The sequence below is a fragment of the Tolypothrix bouteillei VB521301 genome (assembly GCF_000760695.4).
Classification (GTDB): Bacteria; Cyanobacteriota; Cyanobacteriia; order Cyanobacteriales; family Nostocaceae; genus Scytonema; species Scytonema bouteillei_A.
On the sequence record NZ_JHEG04000001.1, the window covers coordinates 9,000,935 to 9,020,921 of the forward strand.

Genomic DNA, 19,987 nt, shown 5'->3' on the forward strand with positions numbered 1-19,987 from the left:
TTACATTTTTTGTAAATTTATTTAAAAAAAATTTACAACTTAACTATGTAAATAAAGAATTGCAAACTAAACTAAAAGAGAGCTTACTCCGAGAGCAGAGACTACAAAAACAAGTAGAAATTATCGATTTAGTGCAAGAAGCAATCATCATTCGAGATGGAGATGGTATGATTACTTTTTGGAATTGTGGCGCTGAAAAAATATATGGATTTTCTCAACAAGAAGCTGTAGGAAAAGAGTTTTCTTCGCTACTTAAAGTACGCTTTCCTAAACCATTACCGGAATTGCATAACTGCTTATTTGAATGCGGGAAATGGGAAGGAGAACTTATTCACAGTCAAAAGAATGGAACCGAAATTCTTGTTGCCAGCTATTGGGTATTACAACAAAACAATCGGGGAGAAACAGAAATTGTAGAAATCAATAGAAATATCACAAAGTACAAGCAAACTGAAGAAGCCCTACTGACGGCAGGTATCCGTTTGGCAGGTATTTTGGATAATGCTTCAGATGCAATTCTTTCAGTAGAATCTTCGCACAAGATTGTACTTTTTAGTAAAGAAGCCGAAAAAGTTTTTGGCTACACAACTTCAGAAATTTTGGGACAAACACTTGATTTGCTAATTCCAAAACATTTACCAAATGGAGATTCCCAGTACCTCTTTACCTCTTACAACTCCAACACAGCCAATAGGAATTTAGGAGAACGTCGGGAGATGACAGGTTGTCGGAAAAATGGAGCATTCTTCCCCATTGAAGTATCGATTTCTCCATTAGAATTAGTTAGCAGTAACGCATTTACCGTGATTTTACGGGATTTAACAGAGCTGAAAGCAACTGAAGCTGCTTTGCGGAGAACTGAAGCGCAGTTTCAAGCTTTTATGAATCACATTCCCCCTTTATCTTGGATTACCGATGGTGAAGGTCAGTTAGTTTATTGCAACAAAAGTTTTGAACGTTGGTATCAGCGCTCAACGTGGGAAATTATTGGTAAAACAATTTTTGATTTTAATCCGCCTCATCTTGCCCAACAACACCTCGAACATATCCAACATGTTTTACAAACAGGACAAGTTCTGGAAGTGAATGAGTCTGCTATGTCTTCAGATGGGACGCTGAGTGAGTTTTTGGTTTATAAGTTTCCCATGTTTGATATAGACGAACAACTTTTGGTAGGAGGTGTAGCAGTTGACATAACCGAACGCAAACAAGCAGAAGCAGATCTTCAGATAAGAAATCAAGAATTACTAACCCTGTATAAACTTTCTGAAGTTGCATTACGGACTAATTCTTTGAAACTAGCTGCTCAAGATGCTGTAACCGAAATTAGTCATGCAACTGGATTTCCTAAAGTTACAATTGAACTTTACGATCCAGCAAGTCAAATGATGCGCTTTGTTGGAACAACGGGAGTTGCTTCACTAGCTGCTTGCGATACATTAGAAGTTCCTGTAGAACGGACTCTTTCTGGAACAGTTGTTCTGACGGGAAAACCTATGATTAAAATTTTTAACTCTCATGAAATAGAGTCTTCCCAAATTAGAATATATGATTCGCATCAAACAATCGGTCAACTTAATATTCGGACTTTTGTCTGTCAACCAATGATTGTCAATCAACAAGTCATTGGTGTACTGACCTTAGCGCATCCCGAACGAGTACAGCTAGACGCTTCATTTCTCAGATTACTAACTAGTTTAGCTAACTTTGTTGCCTCTTTAGTAGAAAGGAAGCAAGCGGAAATTGCTTTACATGAAAGTGAAGAACTTTACCGCCAAATGTTTCAGACTAACTTGGCAATTAAATTGCTTATTGAGCGCGATACGGGAGTCATTGTTGATGCCAATCCAGCTGCTTGTCGTTTCTACGGTTATAGCTTAAAACATCTCAAACAAATGATGATTACAGACATCAATGTTTTACCTGCCGAACAGGTGTTTTCTCTCATGCAGCAATATCTATTCAATCAACAAAGTTACTTTCAGTTTCGCCACAAACTTGCTAGTGGAGAAATTCGAGATGTGGAAATTTACTCTTGCCCGGTGACACGTCAAGGAAAAACACTACTTTACTCGGTTGTTCATGATATAAGTGCATTGAAGCAGGCAAAAAGAGACTTGGAACAAGCTAATTTTAAACTCAATAGCTGGGTGGAGGAATTGGAAATACGCAATCGCGAAATTGCTTTACTGAGTCAATTAAGCGATATTCTCCAGGCGTGTTTGTCTATTGATGAAGCACATCAAGCTTTAGCTCGATTAGTTCAACCTTTATTTCCTGATGTATCGGGTGCCGTGTTTGTACTTAACAATTCAGAAAACTTACTCGAAGCGGTAGCAACTTGGGGAGAAGTCAATGAAACGACAGAGTTGGTATTTGCACCGGGAAAATGTTGGGGGCTTCGTAGAGGGCGATCGCATTTAGCAGATAGGACTACAGAAAGTATACTCTGTCAGCATAGAAAAAAAGATTGTTGCGAATCTTCCACTTCTATTGAATCACTCTGCATCCCCATGATGGCTCAGGGAGAAGCCTTAGGAGTCTTGTATTTGAGTTCAAATCAACCAGACAAACTTACAGAAGCGAAGCAGCAATTTGCTATAACAGCTGCCGAACACATTGCCTTGGGACTGGCAAACCTGCAATTGCATGAAGCTCTTCAGCAACAAAGCATCCGCGATCCTCTAACTGGATTATTCAATCGCCGTTATTTAGAAGAATCCTTAGAGCGGGAAATTAGCCGCGCCGATCGCAAACAGCAATCTGTAGGAATTATCATGCTGGATATAGACAATTTCAAACGTTTTAACGATACTTTTGGACAAAACTCTGGTGATAACGTGTTGCAAGAGTTAGCTAAGTTTTTAGAAAAAAATATTCGAGGGGGTGATATTGCCTGTCGTTATGGAGGTGAAGAAATAGTCTTAATTCTACCGGAAGCATCTTTAGACGCAACTAAAAAACGAGCCGAGCAAATACGAGAAGATGTCAAGCACCTTTATTGCCACAACCGCTACCATTCTCTCACTACGATCACCATATCCTTGGGAGTCGCCGTTTTTCCAGACGACGGTTTGACAGGAGAAGCAATAATTGCTGCTGCTAATACAGCTTTATATCATGCTAAACAAGAAGGTCGCGATCGGGTAGTTACAGCTACAGATCTGAGTGTTGACTAGTAATCAGTGACAAATGACAAATGACAAATGACAAATGACAAATCAAGGGAAGAATTACAAAAAGAGATCGAAGAACTGAGTTCGCGCCTTGAACTTGCTGAAGAAACTTTGCGGGCTATCTGTCACGGAGAGGCAGACGCTTTAGTGGTTTCGGGAAGTCAAGGCGAACAGATTTTTACTTTACAAAATAATGATTCTCTTTATAGAATTTTACTAGAAGAGATGAAAGAAGGGGCAGCTACACTAACAGATGATGGATTTATTCTTTACTGTAATAGAAGTTTAGCACGTTTGGTAAAACGATCTATAAAAAAAGTTATTGGTTCCGGCTTTAACGAGTATATTGCACCCGAGCAAAAGCCGGGATTTCAAATGTTGCTACAGCAAGAAAGAAAACATTCTCAAGGAGAATTTAACCTAATTGCTAACGATTTAACCACCGTCCCTATCCACGTGGATATTTATTTATTGACAATGAATAATGTCAAAATCACCTCCTTGATTGTCACAGATTTGACAGAAAAAAACCGGAATGAAGAAATTATTATTGCTGAAAAGCTTGCTCGTTCCATTGTCGAACAAGCAGCTGAAGCCATCGTTGTTTGTGATGAAAACGGACAGATTATTCGTGCAAGTATAGCAGCGCATCAGCTTTGCGGACAAAATCTTTTATTCCAACCCTTTGATGTTATTTTTCCATTACAACTTTATCAGAGTAACTGGGAAACGCGATCTTCAGAAAAATTAGACGCTACAAAAATTGGAACAGAAAATAATTGGGAAACCAAAAAAAGCTTTTCTGTTCTAACTGTTCTTAAGGGAGAAAGTTTTCAAGGCGTTGAAGTCTTTTTCCAACAAAAAGGAGGACAGCAATTTAATTTACTACTCAATGCGCGGTTGCTCTCCAACCCAGAAAGCAGTTTGAAGGGCTGCATTTTAACGCTTACAGATATTACTATTCGCAAACAAGCAGAACTCGAATTACAACGGGCAAAAGCCGATTTAGAAACACGAGTGGCAGAACGTACAGTCCAACTTCAACAGTTGAATGCAGAACTGACTAATTGGGTAAAGGAATTGGAGCAGCGCAATCATGAAATTATTCTGATGGGTAAGTTGAGCGATATGCTACAAGCTTGTTTGACTGTTGACGAAGCATATTACACTTTATCTCGATTAATTCAATCGTTATTTCCCAATATGGCGGGAGGTGTGTTTTTGATAAATGCCTCAAAAAACCTAGTAGAGGCTGTTACCACCTGGAGTGATGAAACCCTTGTAAGTCAAAAAATCTTTACTCCAAGAGAATGTTGGGGATTGCGACGCGGACGTACACACTTATTTGCAGTTGATGCTTGCAGTTTGGAGTGCAAGCATATCATTCCAAATGCTCTTTTCACAGACACTTTGTGTGTTCCCATGATGGCACAGGGAAAGGCGATGGGTGTACTGCATTTAAGTTCTCATGTGCCAGGACAGCTAACCACAGCAAAAAAACAGTTAGCAGTTACAGTTGCCGAACACATCGCATTGGCGTTGGCAAACTTAAAGCTTCATGAAACGATTCAGGAGCAAAATATTCGCGATCCTCTAACGGGATTGTTTAATCGTCGCTATTTAGAAGAGTCTTTAGAACGAGAGATTCAACGAGCCAAACGCAAGCAGTTTTGTTTGGGCGTGATGATGCTTGACGTTGACTACTTCAAACGATTTAACGATACATTCAGTCATGAAGCTGGGGATATGGTTCTACGAGAGTTAGGGAGATTTTTAAAGAAACAGGTACGCTTATCCGAAATCGCTTGTCGCTATGGTGGTGAGGAGATGACCTTAATTCTGCCGGAAACATCTTTAGAAGTAGCGCTTGAGCGAGCCGAACAAATCCGGAAAGGTGTAAAGCTTCTCAAGTTGCAAAACCGCAATCAAAACCTTGGCACTATGACTTTGTCTGTGGGAGTTGCGTGTTTCCCCGAACACGGTTTGACCGCAGAATCAGTTATCCATGCAGCTGATGAAGCTTTGTATCGTGCCAAAAAAGAAGGGCGCGATCGGGTTGTTTGTTCTGAAAGTCGGGAATAGGGATAGGGGAAGGTGGAGCTACCTCTAGGAGTTCAAAAATTCAATACGATTCCTGCTGTGAATTCTGTTTAATTTATAGAACTTTACAATCTTTGGGTAAAATTCCCTATCTGTTTTTTAGAAATTGGGTAGATTAACCATTGGTTTTTCAAATCACTTCATTGTATCGTCAATTTTTAAGAAGATTTAATTATCATCCCAATTCTTCTCATTCAGCTTTTGTTTGGCAGGAATTGTCATGATTTTACGATCGAAAGTGTTAATTTTGCAATCTCTGGTCCGATCGCCTTGAAATTGAGTTTTTTTGATACATATAAATAAAACATGATGCAGGAGTAAATAAACTCTCCACATAACTAATTAATTGATGATGTATTATCAAACTTAAATCTCCTAAAAATATAGAAGGTCGTTATGTACTCAACTGAAATGATACCAGAACCGTTGGAATTAGCTTGGTGGATCGAGATTATTACTGTATTTCCGCGTTGTAGTTATTTCTTTGGCCCTTTTATGAGTGCCGAGGAAGCAAATAGATTGCAAGCTGGCTACATCGAAGACTTAGAACAAGAAGGCTCGCAAGTGATGTTTGCCCAGGTTAAATGGTGCCAGCCTCAAGTATTAACTACTCTTGAGTATCAAGTATTGAGTAAAGAGTAAGCAATACAAACGCGATCGCGACCTTCTTGGTATGATACAACACAGTATTTGTAGCTTTTATTACAGCCTCTCCTGCCAAACTGCCTTCTGGATAGCAAGCAACTAACGATAAGGATATGGCACCCAAACTTTGGTTGTGATGTTGCATAATGAAACGCTTAACACCCTCTCGAATTAATTCAGCACTTTCTAGAGTTGTTGCTAAAGAAGCTAATGAGACCATTAACATCATGCTTAACAGCTTCATGCCGCTTTAAGTTTGCTATTGCCATAAAATGTGTTTGGCTGTTGTTACAGCAAACTGCTGTTTGGAGCGCAAATAGGATTGATATATATCGTAAAGGTTGCAGAAAATTTTAGAAGTCATAAAATTAATATTTTTTAACAAAAATACATTTTACCGAAAAATTAACACACCCCTCACGCTTTTCTCACTTTTGTAAAGTAACCTATAGAAATAGGGTTTAAATAACAGATATCAGCCCAAAAACCATGCATTTGCATGGTTTTTCTTGTAAGTCTAAGTTTTAAATTCATTGATTGGGCTTATATAGATCGTTAATTTTAAATTTTAAAATTTGACTTCTCTCTATTGCCTGTTAAGGATGAGAAATATGGATAACTTCTTGATAAAGTTGAAAAAACAAAAATATTATCAACCCTATCTCGATTTGATAGAAATTTTACTAGTTAACTCTAATAGTAAAAGGTGTGATATTTTATCAAACAGCCAAGATTTAATTAATACAAATTTAATACAGATCGTATTAGATAAAATATATTTCCTTAGAAAGAATCAGAAAACAAATGAATTGAAGAGTTTAATAGAACTCGCCAATCAGTTATTGGGGTTGTATGCCGACCGACCACTAGAAGGGATATCATTAAAATTTACTCTTGGAAATGTTTATTTTGATATGGGGCAGTTTTATGAGGCAAGAGATTGCTATCAGCAATCTTTAGAAATTTTTAGAATGATTGGAGATCGAATAGGGGAAGCAAATGTGCTAGCACTGATAGGTGATACATTTTATCAACAAGATGGGTTTTATCTAGCACTGAAGTACTATAAACAAGCTCAAACCATCTTCTTAACAATGGATGTTCAAAAAAGTGAAATACCAGTTCTTTATCAAATGCTCTTGTCCCACTATTTCCTGGGTGAATATGCTCAAGCAATGGAGATTGGTGGTCGATGTTTAGAAATTGCTAAAGACTTGGGATGGCGCTTTTTGGAGGCTCACCTGTTGCACCGTCAAGGAATTCATTATCAAGTTATGAACAATCACCTAGAAGCAGCAATGTACTACAAAAAGAGTTGGTTGATTGCAAAAGAAATAGGTGCAGATGAGTTACAAATTCAAAATATGAGGAATCTTGGAGATTTATATTTAGCTAAATATTTTATTGAAGATGCGTTACAGATTTACCAAGAGAGTTTAAAAATTGCCCGTCAGCTAAGCAGCCGGATAGAAGAAGCTCGTTGCCTGGAATCTTTAGCAAAAGCTTTCTTTTATATGGGAGATTTAAAAAGGGCATATGGCTCCAGTCAACTGAGTTTGCAAATTAAACAAAATGTTGGTATATCTTTCATGCAAAAAACTGTTAATTTTATAGAGCGTGAGTATTTTTTGCAAGATTACTGTGACGATTTCTTTTAGGAGCAAACAGCGCCATATGATATTGTTGCCGATAGCAATGACCTAAAGAGTTATCTGTTGAATTGTTTAGGTAGAACTTAGTAATTCAGTCACTCGATCTGCCAGCGTTAAAGCATCGAAAGGTTTGGCAATAACTCCTGCGATACCTAGTTGAGCAAATTGCTCTCGATCGACAGGCTGCATTTTTGCAGTCAGTAAAATGACTGGAATAGATTGAGTAGCAGGGTTTTGCTGTAAATGACGAAATAGAGTAATACCATCCATTTCAGGCATCATGACGTCTAGTAAAATAGCATAGGGTTGTTCCGTTTCAGCTTTCACCAAACCTTCGTTTGCCGTTCCTGCGGTTAATACTTCCCAATCACCCATGACTTCTAAACAAGTTTGAATGACTTCGCGGAGACGTTCTTCGTCGTCTATGAGTAGAATTCGCCTGGGCATAATTTACATACGCTTCTTAGTGTTTGTACTTAGCATAATATAGGACTAGTATTTGATTTTTGTAGAAGGGGTAAAGTAAAGTAAAATATGCTTCCTTGTCCTAAGGTGCTTTCTGCCCAGATATGTCCGCCATGCTGCTGCACAATAGTATGGCAAATAGCTAATCCCAATCCCGTTCCTCCCTTCGTGCGAGCATCTGAAGCATCGACTTGCTGAAACCGCCTAAAGATAGTTTCTAGCTTATCTGCTGGAATACCTCTACCTTGGTCTTTAATTTGAAATACAACTTGAGGAATGTTAGGTGTTAGATTTTGGGAGAGTTTTGCACTCAGTTCAACTGTGGTTTGAGGTGGCGAAAACTTAATGGCATTACTTAGCAGATTGACAAGAGTCTGAATTATACGATCCCAATCAGCCCATATTTGAACTGATAGTGGAGAAACAACAAGCACAATTTTTGCTTCCTCCGCAAGGGATTGTACTGATTCCACTGCTTGCTCCATGAGAGTTGCAGCATTACATAAGGTTTTATTGAGGCAGACTTTACCTGACTCAAGCCGTTCTAAATCGAGAATGTCATTAACTAAACGAGTCAAGCGTTCAGTCTCAGCTTTTGCAATGTCTAACATTCGTTGTGCCTTTTGCGGTAAATTGTTAAGCCGTCCAGAAGCAAGCAATCCTAAAGAACCTTGGATAGAAGCTAGTGGAGTTCGCAATTCATGGCTAACTATTGAGATGAACTCGTTCTTCATTTTCTCGACTCGTTTGCGCTCGCTAATATCGCGCCCTTCCGGAATGAGTAGAACGATCTTTCCCGTCGGATCTTTCACGGGCTTGAGGGAAAAGTCAATCGTCACAACAATTTCTCCTCGTCCCAAAACTTCCACTTCATAGCGTACAAATTCACCTGTTGCAGCACGAGCGATCGCGTCTTTTAACTGATTTTGAATTTCTGATGAAATCGTCCACCATCTTGCTTCCCAAAAGGGCCGACCTACAATATCTGCATGGTTGATGCCACCAAAATCTAGCGCTGTTTGATTTGCTTCCAAAAGAGTACCATCCGGCTTGAGCAAACCGATAAATTGAAAGGTTTGGTCAAAGATCGCTCGAAATCGTCTTTCGCTTTCGCGCAAAGCTTCTTCTGCCTGTTTGCGCTGAGTAATATCTTGGATTTGAGCAATAAAGTAAAGTGGTTGACCGTCAGGATCGCGAACCAGCGATCCACTTAACAAAATCCAGACTACGTGCCCTTGCTTGTGGAAATATCGTTTTTCCATCTCATAGTAACGAATTTCATCACCAAGCATTTGGTGCATATAATCCAAATCGGTATCTAAGTCTTCAGGATGGGTAATTGCCTGAAAGGTTGTGGTTAGCAATTCGGATTCTGAGTAGCCCACAATTTCACATAAAGAACGGTTAACCCGCAGCCAACGTCCATTCGTTGCGACTATTGCCATCCCAATACCCGCATTCTCAAAAGCACTACGGAACCGTTCTTCGCTTTCTTGCAACAAACCTTTTGTCCGTTTGCGTTCGCTCAGTTCTCTTTGCAGTTGCTCGTTGGTCTGTTGTAATTGGGCGAATCGTAATGCCAGTTCCGCTTGCTGACACTTAATTTGGCGATTTAAAAGATAGTATATGAAACACAAAAACACCAGGCTGAGGCTGAAACTTGCTAACAAAATGATACAAAAAGTATGTGTTTGAATAACATATTCCTTAATGCTGACAAATAGTGCTAGCTGTATGTAATGGTAGCTCCAAGTATTTGAGAGAGTTAGCATAACTTGTGCTGACAAACAATACCAGTTATCTCAAGTCCGGTTAATGCTCCTTTTCCCCTCTAAAATTCCACTTAGCTTGTAGAGTTGACATTACCAATCCTACACCCACAAGTCATCTTTTTGTAGGAAGGGATTCATTAAGAGCGAACTATTCTTGCATTAACTGCTCTTGCAGCCATTGAGATGACAAAATTATTCCACAAAGTCAACGTTCTGCTAGTTCGCGTAACATTTTTGTTCGCTCTAGTCGATTGAAAACACGAGCAATCAGTTCCGGTTCGACAATCGGTTTTTGCACGTAATCATCTGCACCCGCTGTAAATACCTGCTGCACTATTTCTATATCGGAACAAGCAGACAAAAACACGATTGGTAGTTGAGACCATTGAGGATCGTTACGTACCACCTGACAAAGTTCAATCCCATTAATATCAGGCATCTTCACGTCTAATATCAAAAGGTCTGGAACCGTGCTTTCCAAAACTTGCCAAAATTCTTGGGGTTCAGCTATTGCCGTGACATACAATCCCCAAGAGTGCAATAAGGCGGACACGCTAGATAAAACTCTTGGGTCATCATCTACAATCATTACTTTTGCTTCTAGTGGCTGAGTACAACTGATTATCTGATAAGTCATTTTGAGTATTTCACTACAAGGGACCGATTTCTGTATAAAAGCACGACCTCCTAAACGAGCAACTTCCAATCTCTCTGTCAAACTGCTTTTTCCAGTCAGAACAATGACCGAGATTTCTGGGTTTCGATCTCTGAGTTCAGCTAAGAACGCCAATCCACTCTCGTCAGGATCGAGAAAGGTTAAGTCGAGTAAGATAACATCGGGAGGGTTGTTTGCGATCGCATTCCTAGCAATAGCCAAGCTAGTTGCTGCATTGACTTGAAAGCCCCATGCGTTTGCTTCCATTTGAATTCGCTCTATCAAAGCGACATCATCATCAATAACTAGCAACAAAGCCTGTTGAACTTTACATGACAAAGCGGGAGTTGTGATTGCTAAGGGTTTTTCCAGTTCTTGTCGCAACGATTCAACCATTCCCACTAATTGTTGTGCTTGAATTGGCTCTATATTTGTTGTTTGAAGCAATTGCTCAATTTTTCGAGCCAATTTTGAACCTTCAGTAAAGCCAAAAGACCCCAATCCCCCTACTAATTTATGTGCCACCTGCAGTGCTGTTTGCTGTTCGTTAGCTTTAAGAACACGTATCTGTAAAGCAGTAGCCGCTTGTAGCAGTAATGTCACGTCATCAACAAAGCTATCCTTAAACCGCTGCCATAGTTGGGTCAGTGATGCAACAACCTTAGACTCCGCTTGCTGCTTGCTTGTTTTTGTTAACTCTGAACTAGAAAGCGTAAATGTAGGTTTTTCATCCTCACAAGAGTATTGGAGCCGATAGCCCAAGCCATAAACTGTCTCAATTAAATCTGCGCTAGCTCCACCCGCTTTTAATTTCTGCCTGAGTCCTTTGATATGGGTTTTAACGGCGTCCTCGCCCGGACATTCAGGGCTTGACCAAAGGTGTTCTAAAATTGCACTTTTGCTAAAAATCCGATGGGGATTTCGCAGAAAAAGTTCTAGTAACTGATATTCTTTTGCTGTTAAATGCAGTCGTCTTTTATCATACGTAACCGTACTTTTATAAGTATCAAGTTGTAGTTTCTCCCAAACCAATACGGAAGCCACAATATCTTTGTTAGCACGTCGCAGTAAGGAACGAATGCGAGCAATAAGTTCTGATAAATTAAAGGGTTTGACTACATAATCATCAGCACCTGCGTTAAATCCTCTTACCTTGTCAATGCTGCTATCTTTTGCGGTCAGTAGCACGATCGGCATTTGATGGTTTAGAGACCGCAGTTGCCGACAAAGACTAAAACCATCAAGCCCAGGGAGCATGACATCTAGCACAACAAGGTCATATTCAAAGTTTTGTGCTATTTGCAAACCAACGGAACCATCACCCACACTCGTCACTACGTAATTGTGAGACTTCAGCGCTTTTGTCAGGGCTGTGGCAGTTGCTTCATCATCCTCCACTACCAGAATTTTCATCAATTGTGCCTCAGTAAATATCAGTTGACATCCCAGACACCTCTTTTAGAGGAGCGGTGGGAACTTCTACTCCCTTTTCGCTCTAAAATTACCAACTCTTATGGGTGGATCTATAATCCTGCCTGGGAAAATTGGTCATCGAATGGCATCTAAAGGAAGTAATACTCAGTAAATACTTTGGTGTTATGGATCTACTATAAACTTACCTCTTTAGGTAGAAGCATAAAATTATAATAATTCATAAACCATATAATTCTAGCCTTTGGCTCGGATATCTTCGGTTAATTTGTGTTTTTATGTACATCTCATTATTAACTTGCATCTGTCTAAAGAAATATTTTATAAGAGAAATCTGTTTCCATTAAAAAACTTTACATTTTTACAATAGTATAAAATAATACTAAAATAGTTTCGAACGCAATTACTGGCAACATAGTAGTGTTGCATACAAAGTATTGAGGCATCTTGGGAAATCTATGGCACTTTATTTAGACTCTGCAATTATCTCGGAAGCTGAAATTGCCAGCAAAATGGGATGGGTTAAAGGCATTACAACAAATCCAACGCTTTTAGCGAAAAGCCACGAACCACCAGAAATCACGCTACAAAAATTAGCACAGTTGACAAACGGACCTTTATACTATCAACTGACAGCATCTGATTTTGATGGAATGGTGGCAGAAGGAAGAAAAGCCTGTGAAATTATTGGTGAGCGAACTATATTAAAGATTCCTGCAACGTCCTTGGGATTTCAAGTTGTAGCGTTTTTGTCCCCGGAAATAACTTGTTCGGTAACGGCCATTTATAGTGCAGCGCAAGCAGCAGTCGCACGGGAAGCAGGGGCTAAAATTGCGATCGCGTATGTCAATCGAGCTACCAAGTTGTTAGGTGACGGTATTGCTTTAGTAAGAGATATGGCGAGTGTACTTCAAAGAAGCAATGTAGAAATTCTGGCGGCTAGTATTAAATCGCCACAAGAAGCAGCAGCATCTCTTCAAGCTGGGGCTGCTCATCTGACACTACCTTTAGCAATGTTGCAAGCTATAACAACTCACGAACTATCACAGAAAACTGTTGAAGACTTTAATCAGAATGGTACTGGTTTGAAATTTTAATTTCAGTGGTACCGGGCGTTCTTGCCTTCTACTCAAAACAAAAAACGTCCGGGAGTGTTGCCGTGTTTCCACCCCAGACGTTTTTTGATTTACACTTGCTCCTCACACACAACTAGAGAATATCATTGTCTTTGTCCGAGAGCAAGTGGGAAAGGTGACACTTCACAAACTGTACTTGGTTGGTTGTTAATAGTTAGGAGTTAGCAGTGATTGAGAGAACCACTCACCAAGTTGATTTTTTCAACTTCTCTACAATATCTTTGAATGCAAAAAACGCCTGGGAGTGTTGCCGTGTTTCCACCCCAGACGTTTTTTGATTTACACTTGCTCCTCACACACAACTAGAGAATATCATTGTCTTTGTCTGAGAGCAAGTGGGAAAGGTGACACTTCACAAACTGAACCTTTTTTGGATTGTTTTTACCAATTAACTACCTAAGTGGTATTGAAAAATAAAGTGCTATATGTTTTTAGCTATAACCACAACTGTTTTTGTGACACTTCTTTATGTTGGTAAGCCGCAATGCAGGTTCGATGCTCTAGCTGAAATTTTCACCTCACGCAAAAAGCGCCTGAACGTCTTGCCGTGTTTCGACTCCAAGCGCTTTTCGTTTCAACTTACTCCTCACACTTGAACATAGATTATCACGACTGAAATTTACTGGCATATATCTAAAGGGACACTTTAAAAACTGCATATAAGTTAGTAGTTAGTGGTTGGTGATTCTCCCAATAACTACTAACCGCTCACTAACCTTAGTGTAAAAAGTGGCGAGTACCCGTTAACACCATAATTAAACCCAATTCATTGGCTGCTTTGATAGAATCTTGGTCGCGCAAACTGCCTCCTGGTTGAACAATAGCAGCAATACCAGCTGCTGCTGCAGTTCTGACCGAATCATCAAAGGGAAAGAAACCATCACTTGCAAGAAATGCCCCTTTTGTTTTTTCCCCTGCTTGTTCTAAGGCAATTTTGACAGAGCCAACACGGTTCATTTGACCTGCACCTATCCCTAAGGTTGTGAGATCGCGACTCACAACGATCGCATTAGACTTGACGTGTTTGCAGACTTTCCAAGCGAAGAGCAGCTCTTCCAACTCTTGTTCTGTAGGTTTTTTCTCCGTGACAAATTGCCATTGACTTGTATCATTAACTACATCATCAGCGGCTTGTACGAGAAACCCTCCTGCAATGACTTTCACCAAATCTTTTGGTCCACTGCTGAGGTGCGGTAATGTTAATACCCGCACTTTTGACTTAGCAGCCAAAATCTCTTGTGCTTGAGCATCGCAATCAGGAGCAACCACACATTCTAGAAACGTCTTTGTTAATTCAGTTGCAGTTTCAGCATCAATGGTACGGTTGAGGGCGACAATTCCACCAAAAGCAGAGATAGAGTCGGCATTAAACGCTTTTTGATAGGCTTCGTGAAGAGTTTTTCCTAGAGCAACACCACAAGGATTGTTATGTTTGATAATTGCGGCTGCGCTTGTCTCGGTAAATTCAGCAATCAGAGTTCGAGATGCTTCTAAGTCTACTAGGTTATTGTAACTAAGTTCTTTGCCCTGCAGTTTAGTTGCTGCTGCCCACCCACTTGGGTGAGCCCCCGTTTGATACCAAGCTGCAGTTTGATGGGGATTTTCTCCATAGCGAAGAGATTGCAGTTGTTTGCCAGAAAGATTGTAGCTGTCAAACACTTCTCCCTCACGATTGGGGGAGATATTTTGACTGAGATATTCAGCGATGGCGCGATCGTAGCTCGAAGTATGCAAAAATCCCTTTAAACCACATCTTTGGCGAAATTCAAAAGATGGATTGCCACTTGAGCGGCGCATTTCTTGTACATATTCCTCATACTGCTCTGGCTCGCACAAAATTGTAACGTGGGCAAAGTTTTTTGATGCAGCCCTAAGCATGGCTGGACCACCAATATCTATTTGTTCAATCGCCTCAGGTAGAGTCACACCTTGAGTAGATATAGTTTCCTCAAAAGGATAAAGATTCACCACAACCAAATCAATGGGGCGAATCTGGTTATTTTCTAAATCTGTGAGATCTTCAGGTAAGTCTCTGCGAGCGAGAATACCGCCATGAATCCGAGGATGCAGTGTTTTGACTCGTCCACCCAAAATTTCTGGCGAACCTGTATAATCAGCTACTTTTTTTACTGATATTCCTGCATCTTTCAAAGCTTTAGCTGTACCGCCACTGCTGATGATTTCAAAGTCAAACTCTTCCACCAAGTTACGGGCAAGATCGATTAAACCAGTTTTGTTAGATACACTCAGCAGTGCTAGACGTGCCATAATTCCCAAGTCTCGCTTGTATAAAAATAAGGACAGAAGTCTATTTTATCGATCAAAGAATCACCGTGGCTGTCTTCCCGGTGAGTTAGTCAAAGACAGCGAAGACACAAAGAACGCACTCAATAGAGATTAAAGATACAAAATTTTCTATCTTTTGTTGCATATCCTTTGTCCTATTGACTATTGAGTGCGAAACCACAGACTATTAACTATTGACTGTTGAGCGTTAACTCTTGACTAATGACTCCTACTTTACAATCTATCAATATACCTCCACAAACAGACCAGCCTCCAAAAGGTCTAATTGTAACTTTGCACGGGTGGGGAGCAAATGCTGAGGATGTGGCATATCTTTTACCTTTTTTTAGGTTACCTGAATATCAATTCATATTTCCTAATGCGCCGTATCCTTATCCTTATTCTGCTATAGGAAAAGCTTGGTATGACCTACAAACGGAAAATTTGTATCAAGGATTGTCAGAAAGTCGCCAACAGCTAATAGATTGGTTGAAATCCCTGGAAAGTAGCACGGGAGTGCCTCTATCTCGCACAATTCTGAGTGGTTTTTCTCAAGGAGGGGCTATGACTTTGGATGTAGGAGTCACATTACCTCTAGCGGGATTAATTTCCATGAGTGGATATTTACATCCAATTCCCAAAAAAGACGAAACACAAAATGATTCTTCTTCAAAAATATCTACAAATACACCTCTGCCTCCCGTCTTAATTATGCATGGCACTCAAGATACAGTTGTGCCGCTGCAAGCAGCAGTTATAGCACGACAAACTCTTGAATCTTCAGGGTTCTCAGTAGAATACCATGAATTTGACATGGGTCATGAAATCCGTCCGGAAATGCTAGAGTTATTACGCAATTTTATAGTTGCTAATACTTAGGCAATAGAATGTTGCCGCTCTCTTAAACCCCACAATTTAGCTTGTCTTTAAAGATTGTGTTGTTGGGGTTACAAAATTTTTACAAAATTTGGAGGAAATCCTGAATAATTTCACGAAAATTACTCTTTTTAGTGAGTAATATATATTGGGTGGCTGCGACGATCGCAACTAAACCCATTCTGTTGGCGAATGCTGCAAAAGGGAGGGGCGAGCACAATGACAACTCTAAGCATTTCTAAGAAAGAAATTGCTGCTATGACTCCACAAGAGGTGGAAAAATTAGCAACACGTCTGGAACAAGATAACTACAGTGGCGCTTTTGAGGGTTTGAATGATTGGCATCTACTGCGGGCGATCGCTTTCCAACGTCCTGAGTTAGTCGAACCATACATTCATCTGTTAGATCTTGAAGCGTATGATGAAGCGTAACGATTTTGAATTTTAGGATTCTGGATTAAACATCTCCAAACAACAATGTAGAGACGCGTCATGACGCGTCTTTATTAAAATTGTATACAATGCTTAACTTTTGAAGATGTCTAATAGACACAAGATCGCAAGAACAGTTGGTGACTATTGAGTCTTATGTTATGACCAATCCAAAATTCAAAATCACGCCACTTGCTTCAACGGGGGAAACCCCCACAACGCAGTGGCTCCAAAATCCAAAATTGAGAAGAGTGATTGTAGGTGTAGGCGGCGGTATTGCTGCCTATAAAATTTGTGAGGTTGTGTCCGCACTGTTTAAAAGCGGTGTAGAGGTCAAAGTAATTCTTACAAATTCAGCACAAAAATTTATCACGCCTTTAACTCTAGCAACCCTCTCCCGTCATCCAGCTTATACAGATGAAATGTTTTGGCAATCGGATCGCTCTCGTCCACTGCATATAGATTTGGGAGAGTGGGCAGATCTGATTTTAATTGCTCCAGTCACGGCAAATACGCTGGCAAAGTTAGCTTATGGCTTAGCTGACAATTTGCTGGCAAACACTGTTTTGGCGTCCAGATGTCCGGTGCTGTTAGCCCCAGCAATGAACACTGATATGTGGGAGCAAGCAGTCGTACAGAGGAATTGGCACCAACTTTTAACAGACCCACGGTATCACGGGATCGGAACAGCATCGGGATTGCTAGCATGCGATCGCGTTGGGGCGGGTAGAATGGCAGAGCCTTGGGAAATTATTGCTTATGTCCAATCGCTGTTACATACCGCAGGGCAAAAAGATTTAGCAGGAAAACAAGTTTTGATTAGTGCTGGTGGAACGCGAGAGTATCTCGACCCCGTCAGATTTATTGGCAATCCTTCTACAGGCAAAATGGGCTTAGCATTAGCACAAGCAGCACTTCACCGAGGTGCAAATGTAACTTTAGTACATGGGTTGGCAACTTGGGAGATTCCTCTGGGAATTACGGCAATTCCGGTTGTGAGTGCGTCAGAAATGCGATCGCATATGGTGAGGTGTTTATCAAATGCAGATGTTATTATTATGTCCGCAGCAGTTGCAGATGTTAAGCCGAGAGATTACAGCCCAGAGAAATTAGCAAAGAAAGCTCTCCCTGAAGCTTTACCTTTAGAACCAGTACCCGATATTGTTGCTGAATTAGCACAAATCAAACAATCCCATCAGCGTTTAATTGGATTTGCAGCGCAAACAGGAGATATAGTCAAGCCAGCATTAGAGAAATTACATAGGAAAAATTTAGATGCGATCGTTGCTAATCCAGTAGATGAACCGGGAAGTGGATTTGGTAGTGACACCAATCAAGCTGTTTTTTTAGACAAGCAAGGACAGCGCTTTGAGATACCTCCCTGTTCTAAATTAGAAATGGCTCATCATATTTTCGATTTTTTAACTCCTAAATTGACTGATTAACAAGAGTTCAGTGCTGCTGTAGTAGAAACAAAACTGGAGAACTTTGTTGCGAGCGCCTTTTTTGAACAACAACCAAAAAAAAGAACGGTACTAGTACATGAAGGCAGAAGTTCGCTCGCTACTAGGGCAGAAGGCGCAAAAGTTTTGAAAGTGAGCTTTTTGTTTGTTGTTAATCGTTAGCTTATTTATGCCGTGCTGTTCTAGATCGTACTGCTTCTGGGAATTTGTTAAAACCCTGACTTTTCTAAAAAGTCAGGGTTCTAGACCAACTTAACTCATCATAAATCCAGTTCACCACTAGTTACTAATAACTGTGGATGAATGATTAAGCGGTGTACCATTCAGGAGAACGTGCTGCAACAGGAGATTCACTATAAGTAGTACCATCCATTGTCCAAAGCTTGTTCTCGCCTGTTTGATAATTCCGCCAGAAGATGTCAGTTTTGCCATCTCCATTGACATCAGAAATACTAGCTTGCCAAGCACCACCAGGGCTTTGAGATTGTAGAGAAACGTCACTGACTACAGTTGCACCATCCATTATCCAAACTTTATTCTCACCTGTTTCTTCGTTGTACCAGAAGAGATCGGTGCTGCCATTGCCGTCGAAATCACCAATTGAAGACTTCCAACCAGAACCAGTCAGTGTAGGTAAAGCAGTATCACTTACAACATTTCCATCATCAAAGAGCCAAATTTTGTTCTCACCGGTTGCACTATTGCGCCAGACAACATCAGTCTCAAAAGTTTGAATACTGAAGTTAACATCTCCAAGGCTCGCAATTTCCCATTCCGTACCTAGAGTAGGCGCTGCAGATGCAGAAGCAGTTGTACCATTCATAAACCAAATGATATTTTCACCGGTTGCATTGTTACGCCACAAAATATCTGTATTGGTATCACCGTTGAAAAAGCCTGCTTTAGCTGTCCAATTTGAGTCAAATGAATCTAAAGCTGCTTCGGATGTGATAGTAGTGCCATCCATCAACCAAGCTTGGTTTTCGCCTGTTTGACTGTTGCGCCAGAAAATATCAGTTTTGCTGTCGGCGTTAAAATCAACAAGGGTAGGGCTCCATTCGCCACTTAAAGAAGTTAGCGCAGCCTCTGAGACAATTGTTGTCCCATCCATAATCCAAATACTGCTTTCGCCTGTCTGAGTATTGTGTATGAGAAGATCGGTTTTGTTATCAGCATTAAAATCAGCAATATTCAATGTTGAGCCAGGAGTTAAAGTTTTAAGAGATGCTTCAGCAAGAACATTGCTACCATCCATTAACCAAAGAGAAGTTTCTCCAGTTTGAGAATTATACCAAAGCTTATCGTTCTTACCATCACCATTAAAATCAGCAAAAATCGCAGCACTATTCAAGAGTGGATTGGTATTGCTTGTTGCAGAAACGTTGTTATCAGTTGTTAAATCTGATTCTAAAGATGATTGTGAAGAACCATAATAGCTCTGATTAAGTGAACTATCTACACTAACATAGGAGTTATTTTGGCTGTCATTAAGAGGTGATGTATTAGAAGTATTTGTCTTGATTGTTGTATTGAGAGATTCCGTCATGACGTTTCTTTATTTTTAGTGTTCATACATTTTTTAACCCATTTTTTTGACTGCTTATGTTAATCCTTAACAGATTCAATGTATTTTTCATTTTTTATTTTCTTCTAAAAGTGTTAGTTAAAAACAAGGATTATAGTTATTTTGAGTTTTTGGAATGTTATATATTAACAATTGTCTTGTTTTATTTTTTATCTTTCAGTTCGACTAAATTTATAAATATATGTAGCAATGCCAACTCTATTTAATTTAAAATATGAAATATTTATGGCAAAATGATTGTGCAATTAAAAGATATTGAAGAAGGCAGAAGTACGAAGGCAGAGGGCAGAAGGTTCCATTTAGAAGGGGATTC

Annotated in this window: 15 protein-coding genes; 8 read left to right on the top strand and 7 right to left on the bottom strand. The window is 40.0% G+C overall.

Features of this window, described 5'->3' with window-relative positions; genetic code table 11:
• The first annotated feature begins 59 nt into the window (after positions 1-59).
• Both HC643_RS36830 and HC643_RS36835 read left to right on the top strand, forming a co-directional pair.
• A complete protein-coding gene (locus tag HC643_RS36830; protein ID WP_167844834.1) occupies positions 60-3,179 on the top strand; it encodes a PAS domain S-box protein in 3,120 nt (1,039 codons plus the stop codon).
• A 27-nt stretch (positions 3,180-3,206) separates the two neighbouring features.
• Positions 3,207-5,258: a sensor domain-containing diguanylate cyclase gene (locus HC643_RS36835; RefSeq protein ID WP_050045526.1), complete on the top strand. Its 2,052-nt coding sequence runs from the start codon at positions 3,207-3,209 to the stop codon at positions 5,256-5,258.
• 186 nt (positions 5,259-5,444) lie between these two features.
• Here HC643_RS36835 and HC643_RS36840 read toward each other — a convergent pair whose 3' ends face one another.
• On the bottom strand, positions 5,445-5,612 hold the full coding sequence (locus tag HC643_RS36840) for a hypothetical protein (RefSeq protein WP_153021575.1): 168 nt from the start codon (positions 5,610-5,612) through the stop codon (positions 5,445-5,447).
• Between the two features lie 60 nt (positions 5,613-5,672).
• Here HC643_RS36840 and HC643_RS36845 point away from each other — a divergent pair, with 60 nt between their 5' ends.
• The gene (locus tag HC643_RS36845) at positions 5,673-5,918 is read left to right on the top strand and encodes a DUF1816 domain-containing protein (RefSeq protein ID WP_050045525.1); all 246 of its coding nucleotides are present in this window, start codon (positions 5,673-5,675) and stop codon (positions 5,916-5,918) included.
• Here HC643_RS36845 and HC643_RS36850 read toward each other — a convergent pair.
• Positions 5,884-6,150 carry a nucleotidyl cyclase domain-containing protein gene (locus tag HC643_RS36850; RefSeq protein ID WP_137986204.1) on the bottom strand — a complete coding sequence of 89 codons (267 nt, stop codon included), beginning with the start codon at positions 6,148-6,150 and terminating at the stop codon, positions 5,884-5,886. The genes HC643_RS36845 and HC643_RS36850 overlap by 35 nt on opposite strands.
• A gap of 382 nt (positions 6,151-6,532) precedes the next feature.
• On the opposite strand from HC643_RS36850, the gene HC643_RS36855 reads away from it, so the two are divergent.
• A complete protein-coding gene (locus HC643_RS36855; protein WP_050045523.1) occupies positions 6,533-7,579 on the top strand; it encodes a tetratricopeptide repeat protein in 1,047 nt (348 codons plus the stop codon).
• 66 nt (positions 7,580-7,645) lie between these two features.
• Here HC643_RS36855 and HC643_RS36860 read toward each other — a convergent pair whose 3' ends face one another.
• The 3 genes from HC643_RS36860 to HC643_RS36870 all read right to left on the bottom strand — a co-directional run bounded on the left by HC643_RS36860 (position 7,646) and on the right by HC643_RS36870 (position 11,878).
• Positions 7,646-8,020, bottom strand: coding sequence for a response regulator (locus HC643_RS36860; RefSeq protein WP_038106386.1), 375 nt, complete (start codon positions 8,018-8,020; stop codon positions 7,646-7,648).
• Between the two features lie 29 nt (positions 8,021-8,049).
• A complete protein-coding gene (locus HC643_RS36865) occupies positions 8,050-9,810 on the bottom strand; it encodes a PAS domain S-box protein (protein WP_082051658.1) in 1,761 nt (586 codons plus the stop codon).
• 205 nt (positions 9,811-10,015) lie between these two features.
• On the bottom strand, positions 10,016-11,878 hold the full coding sequence (locus tag HC643_RS36870; protein ID WP_038106387.1) for a response regulator: 1,863 nt from the start codon (positions 11,876-11,878) through the stop codon (positions 10,016-10,018).
• A gap of 476 nt (positions 11,879-12,354) precedes the next feature.
• Between HC643_RS36870 and HC643_RS36875 the strand changes: the two genes are divergently transcribed.
• The gene (locus HC643_RS36875; protein WP_038106388.1) at positions 12,355-12,993 is read left to right on the top strand and encodes a transaldolase family protein; all 639 of its coding nucleotides are present in this window, start codon (positions 12,355-12,357) and stop codon (positions 12,991-12,993) included.
• Between the two features lie 756 nt (positions 12,994-13,749).
• Here the strand turns inward: HC643_RS36875 and purH are convergent.
• Entirely contained in the window at positions 13,750-15,300 is a 1,551-nt protein-coding gene (gene purH, locus HC643_RS36880) for a bifunctional phosphoribosylaminoimidazolecarboxamide formyltransferase/IMP cyclohydrolase (RefSeq protein WP_038077536.1), read from the bottom strand.
• 240 nt (positions 15,301-15,540) lie between these two features.
• Here purH and HC643_RS36885 point away from each other — a divergent pair, with 240 nt between their 5' ends.
• From HC643_RS36885 to coaBC, 3 genes are all read left to right on the top strand, one after another.
• A complete protein-coding gene (locus HC643_RS36885) occupies positions 15,541-16,197 on the top strand; it encodes an alpha/beta hydrolase (protein ID WP_038077538.1) in 657 nt (218 codons plus the stop codon).
• 216 nt (positions 16,198-16,413) lie between these two features.
• On the top strand, positions 16,414-16,626 hold the full coding sequence (gene isiD / locus HC643_RS36890) for a protein IsiD (protein ID WP_038077561.1): 213 nt from the start codon (positions 16,414-16,416) through the stop codon (positions 16,624-16,626).
• 161 nt (positions 16,627-16,787) lie between these two features.
• Entirely contained in the window at positions 16,788-18,071 is a 1,284-nt protein-coding gene (coaBC, locus tag HC643_RS36895) for a bifunctional phosphopantothenoylcysteine decarboxylase/phosphopantothenate--cysteine ligase CoaBC (RefSeq protein WP_237266031.1), read from the top strand.
• 325 nt (positions 18,072-18,396) lie between these two features.
• On the opposite strand, the gene HC643_RS36900 is transcribed toward coaBC, so the two are convergent.
• A complete protein-coding gene (locus tag HC643_RS36900; protein WP_038077539.1) occupies positions 18,397-19,635 on the bottom strand; it encodes an FG-GAP repeat domain-containing protein in 1,239 nt (412 codons plus the stop codon).
• Positions 19,636-19,987: the final 352 nt, after the last annotated feature.